Raw genomic sequence first — 5,212 nt, 5'->3', positions numbered from 1 at the left:
TTTATCAAACGATCTCTTTCAACTTTATCACTGCATCTTGGATCAATAAGAAATGAAATTACATCGCTAATATATTTATCGTATTCTAATAAAGCATCTGTAACCAAGTTATTTCCAATAATACCTGACAGCGCTTTAGCTCTTGTTCGATCTATTTCACTTTCAAGCATTTTTACAGATGATTCTGTAATTTTTTCTGCCAACCCTTTTCCGCTGTTAAAATCAGATGATAATAAGTAAGCAATATAGGCAGTTGAACTGCCTATATTTTTTGATAGGGCTTCAGAAAAACTTATGATAATTTCTCGTCGCCCTTTATCATTTTCAATATCTCGTTGTGCAGATATTTTCCAGCGCTCGATCAAATATGGGATAAGTCCAGCAGAAAGACCGACTATAGCTGGAACTCCGATTTTAATGGCATCTTTGTATAACTCAATTTCTTCAGGAGACACTTATACATCCTTGGTAATCTAACGCCAACCTAAACCGCAGCGTGCTGGCGCAAGTTTTTGCGGCTCTTGTTTTAGCAAAAAAATGCGCCAGCTTTAGCTGTCGATTTCAGGTTTTTGTTAAACGGAAGCTAGCTACAATGTCTCTTTCTGTATGCAGCAGTTTCAGCAGGTACACCATTAACTCCGCAATTATTACATTCGTATTTAGCACTTAAATCATCTGCTCCGCATCGCTGCCCTAGGCAATGATCTTTATCACACAGGCAATTAACATTACCGGATGCCTTTGCTTCTTTACCACAATCTGGACATGTAATAATTTTCATAGGTACTCCATATTTCATTTATCGTTTAACAGCTTATTATCCAGCATCTCAGATAAATCCCTGCCTAAAATTAATTTTGCATTTAACATATCACGCAACATATTGATGTAAAGAGACTAATATCTCAATTACCAACCACTTTAAAGTTAACCTTGCCGCAAAGTTGAGCAAGAACATTTATCAGGTCCATTGTTACTCCACATGAAAAACTTAAAGTATTGAAACATATCAGTTATATTTTTATGCTCAAATTTATCCATGCAATTTTAGCTAATTTTTGCTTCGATAATAATGCAAATTATTAGATAATTATTATAACTGTACGGATATACAGTACTATTAATCTTTGGGGGGTCATCTCTGAAGATGAATTTATTGAAGTAATTCGTGACAGTTAAAACTAGCTCGTAACTCGTAATGGGGCAGACTCGTGTCAGCCTAGACACCCCGTACCGACACGTAGATGGACATAAACGACTTAGAGCTAAAGCTCTTGGAGTAATGAATTTCATTAGGGAAAATGTGGCAAACGGATATGCGGTAATGCCCAATTAAGGGGCTTTTATAGTTTGCTAAAATTGTGTAGCGAAGCGGAACGTAGCAAACTGTAAAAGTCCCGCTTGAATTGCTTGTTAGGTGTTTATACCCACCCCAACTGCTGAAGGCTAATTGAATCGTTCCATATTTTTGTCATATGAGTTATCAACTCCCCATCAAATTCCATTGCATAAACATAATCAGCTTTAATAACCTTACCTGTTGGTTCACAAGGGCCACCGGCACCTGTTTGAGTACCATGAAATACAGCAAAAGCAGTTACACAACTACGTTTTTCATCAGTAGAAAAACTTTTTAATTCATAATGACCATCAGGAATTGGCGTTAAAAGCCCTTTCATCCATTCCGTATAACCTTCTATGTTATTTACATCGGCTAATGCTGTGGCTTGCGCAGAGAATGTTGCATTAGGGTGACAATATTCTTTGCATGCCAGCCATCCCTTTCCAGTTTCGCAGGCATCAAAAAACAATTCAGCTATTTCTGTAATGTTACTCATCTCGAATACTCCATAATTGAATTTAAGCTTTATGACTATAGTTGACGATACTAAATTAAACACCTAACGCCGTTTTAAGCGACAATTTGCAGTTGGCTAAAATGTTGAACGCAGTGAAAACAGCCAACTGTAAATTTTCCTGCTTTAATGACTTGTTATAAGTTACCTACTCAAGCCACTTTCTCATAATATATTTTGGTATCCAATTTATGATACTGAAGATAACCAAGTAAACAACTGGAACCGCCAACGATAATGAATAAGTACCCAACGATATCATTTACCGTGTCCCCAAAAACTAAGAAATTTACCAGTAACAACAATACAAATGCAGCTAAACCACCATAAATATATACATCAGCTTTGTTAGTGATTTCTTTGATTGGTCTATTGTTTAATTTTTGGTTGCAATTTGGACAGTAAAACTCTGTAAGTTTTCCAACCTTTTCAAGGTTAGTTAAGTGCAAATAACCAAATTCGTGTTCACATTCAGGACAATTCATAACACCAATACTTGAGTAACTTATAACGCCTCGTTAAGAGGCAAATAATATGTTGGCCAAAATAAGCGACGCAGGAGCAAAAGCCAACTGTTATTTGTCCTGCTTTAACGACTTGTTATGTGTTGAATGGCAAAAAATGTATGAATACCCAATCACCGTACGACCATAGTATTGTGCCAAAGATTAAAATATAGAAACCAAGATGCTTTGAGTAATTATCCTGCTTTTCAGCAATTTCGATCGATATTCTTTCAAAGTTAATTTGGTTCATAACCCCTCTATTCGTTTTAACAGGAGTGCTGTGTGGCGGTTTGGGTTCATTTACATAGTAAGGCCCTTTCCTAATTAAATCACGACTCAGTAAACAAGCTCCAAATACTGTAATGATTCCCCCACATCGTGATATATGACTCCAATCTTGAAATGTGACAGATAAAATAATTGAAGTAGAAAACACTAACAGGACTATGAGCAAATATTTATAAAGGCCAGCCCTAACATAGTAAGCTAAGTGTGATTTAAAGTTCATTTCCATATGATTATGCCCAGCCTTCTAAAAACACATAACGCCGTGCATAGCGGCGAGTTGAACTGGCGGTTTTTGTGCGGCCTTTTACACAAAAAGTGACAGTTTGACGAGTCCGTTGCTGCACCTTGTTAAGTGCATCTTTCAGTGACTTTAGATTCATTAAATGATTCATTTACCTGTTTATCAACTTCATCACAATTCTTACCCCAAGCAGAATCATGATCAAAATAATTTTTGACTCTTGTATATTCTGGTTCAGTTATTTTTACAACCTTACATTTAGGATCGATAGGTTCACGAGAAGGAACAGTATTTCCGAAAAGATCACCGAGAAATAAGTTTTGAGACTCAACCCTTAGATCGTACTGATATTCACCAACCTCGCTTACAGCATTACTGAATTTACTACATAACTGCTTCAAAATAACAAAATCATCAGAGCTGATAGCAAGTGGACTAATTACAGAGCAACCAAATTTATCTATATCTTCTGGCTTAACATTTTTAGGAAGCACTGCGATAAGAGCCAAGAATAGGTCTTTATAGAACTCCATTAAATTATGGTGCACAGAATTGAAAGCTGACTGAAATATTTTTAGTCTTGGCTCTACCACTTCATATTTTTCAATTAATAAAATTACTTGCAGTATTTTTGATAGTAAATAATTCAAAACCAGAAGGAATTCATCTGGCCTCTGCTTAATATCTATTGGGACTTCATTATTATAAACTTGTTTGTGGTAAAGAGCCAAATTTTCAGGAAGTTGATTTAGATAATTTCCAGCCTTAATGGATGCATCACTAAGATTGTTTAGTTTTTCATCGAAGTCGTGGTAAATCTGTAATTTAAGCTCTTCCACTTTATTTTTATTCTGTACTTCCATCGAACTCTTATGCTGTTTATTTAGCTGAAATATTACGATAAGAGCTGCGACTATAAATCCTAGAATTGTAAATAAATGTGGCAACCACCATGGCTGTTTAAATTCATTTTCATTAATTCCTTTCTCTTTCTTATTTTCAATTTCGTTTATAACAGGCTTCAAAACTACTGTAGATCGTTCTTCTTTTTTATCTACAACTTCTGCTTTCTGTATCTTTGCAGGCTCATTGATTGTTAATATACTTTCCGAATTTGCATTAAATGAGCCTATCATTAAGAGCAAAGTGATAATTGAATATATTAATTTCATTACTTTCCTTAGTTTGCAGAACTATCTGAACACTTAACTCCGCATTAAGCGGACTAAAATTGTGGGTTATACTGTGTAGCGAAGCGGAACGTAACCCACTGTTTTAGTTCCGTTTAAATACCTTGTTATGCCTAACCTATTCAAATAATACACTAGCTATATTTTGCGCTTCAGCGAAATCTTTGCTTTGTATTTTATTTTTCCAACCATTGTTACCATTTAGAAAATAATGATTGTGAAAAGCGAACAACGCTCTTTCAACTTTAATTGGGCTACTCTCATTATATTCTTCAATCGCTTTATTTTTAAATGCAGTTACGATTGCTCTATCGCTCACGATCCTTTTAAGATTTGCTATTGTTTTATAACCTAAAGAACCAGCAATTTTAGAGTCAACAATAATTAATGGACTTTCACTACGGCAACTCCAAAAGCAAGCGTGCTTACTCGCATATGAAGGACCAATTCCGTCTATTTCTCCGAAGATTTTTATACTTTCAGTGCTCCCCTGCTTAGCTAATCGTATCCCTTCTAAATATTTTGAAAATACAGAATCGTCGTTTTCCAGGCTTTCTCTCGGAATACTTTTGCCTTGTATAGAGGCGTAAAACATTCGTCCAGATGGTCCACCCCATGAATAAATTAGGTCAACAACTCTGAGAACGGATAACTTATTAAGATCATTTTCTTTAACAAGATTATATATTTCATCCGTACATGAATTAATATCACCTTCAAAAACGATATATTTAAGTATATTTTTATTTGAGTATGTCGCCTTATCACCAATACTATCACTCCAATTGGAAAGCCAGAATTCATAATCAATTTTAGGAAAATTCATATTATCATTTATCTCATATAGTAATAGTCGATGACGTTTGGCATAACATTTTAATATACGGCTTGCGCGTTTTGCCAAGCCATGTTGAGAAAGCGTGCACAGTAAAAAGCCTTAAAAGTTTATTAATAACAGCTTATTAAACACTTACGCTAAAAATTGTATCCAATACACCTAGGGAGAAAAGTGAGTCGCACACTTTGCTTTCCGGTTATCTGAACTTTTCATGAACGCACACTTACATCTTACTGAATTTATACAAGTTACTAACACTGCACAATAGTAAAGCGTGAATTGAATCTAAGAAA

5 protein-coding genes are annotated in these 5,212 nt (G+C 35.1%); all 5 read right to left on the bottom strand.

From position 1 onward, the window contains the following. Positions 1-455 (bottom strand): hypothetical protein (locus tag CXF82_RS00520; RefSeq protein WP_145991620.1); only part of this gene is annotated, 455 nt, incomplete at its 3' end. 966 nt (positions 456-1,421) lie between these two features. Continuing rightward, entirely contained in the window at positions 1,422-1,838 is a 417-nt protein-coding gene (locus CXF82_RS00515) for an ester cyclase (RefSeq protein ID WP_102043479.1), read from the bottom strand. Between the two features lie 170 nt (positions 1,839-2,008). Further along, positions 2,009-2,341 carry a hypothetical protein gene (locus tag CXF82_RS00510; RefSeq protein WP_102043478.1) on the bottom strand — a complete coding sequence of 111 codons (333 nt, stop codon included), beginning with the start codon at positions 2,339-2,341 and terminating at the stop codon, positions 2,009-2,011. 657 nt (positions 2,342-2,998) lie between these two features. Then, positions 2,999-4,063 carry a hypothetical protein gene (locus tag CXF82_RS00500; protein ID WP_102043476.1) on the bottom strand — a complete coding sequence of 355 codons (1,065 nt, stop codon included), beginning with the start codon at positions 4,061-4,063 and terminating at the stop codon, positions 2,999-3,001. A gap of 136 nt (positions 4,064-4,199) precedes the next feature. Continuing rightward, entirely contained in the window at positions 4,200-4,907 is a 708-nt protein-coding gene (locus CXF82_RS00495; protein ID WP_102043475.1) for a hypothetical protein, read from the bottom strand. Between the last annotated feature and the right edge of the window lie 305 nt (positions 4,908-5,212).

Origin of the sequence: Shewanella sp. GutDb-MelDb, from assembly GCF_002836075.1 — a bacterium.
GTDB lineage: Bacteria > Pseudomonadota > Gammaproteobacteria > Enterobacterales > Shewanellaceae > Shewanella.
This window is presented reverse-complemented; position numbering and strand designations above follow the sequence as displayed.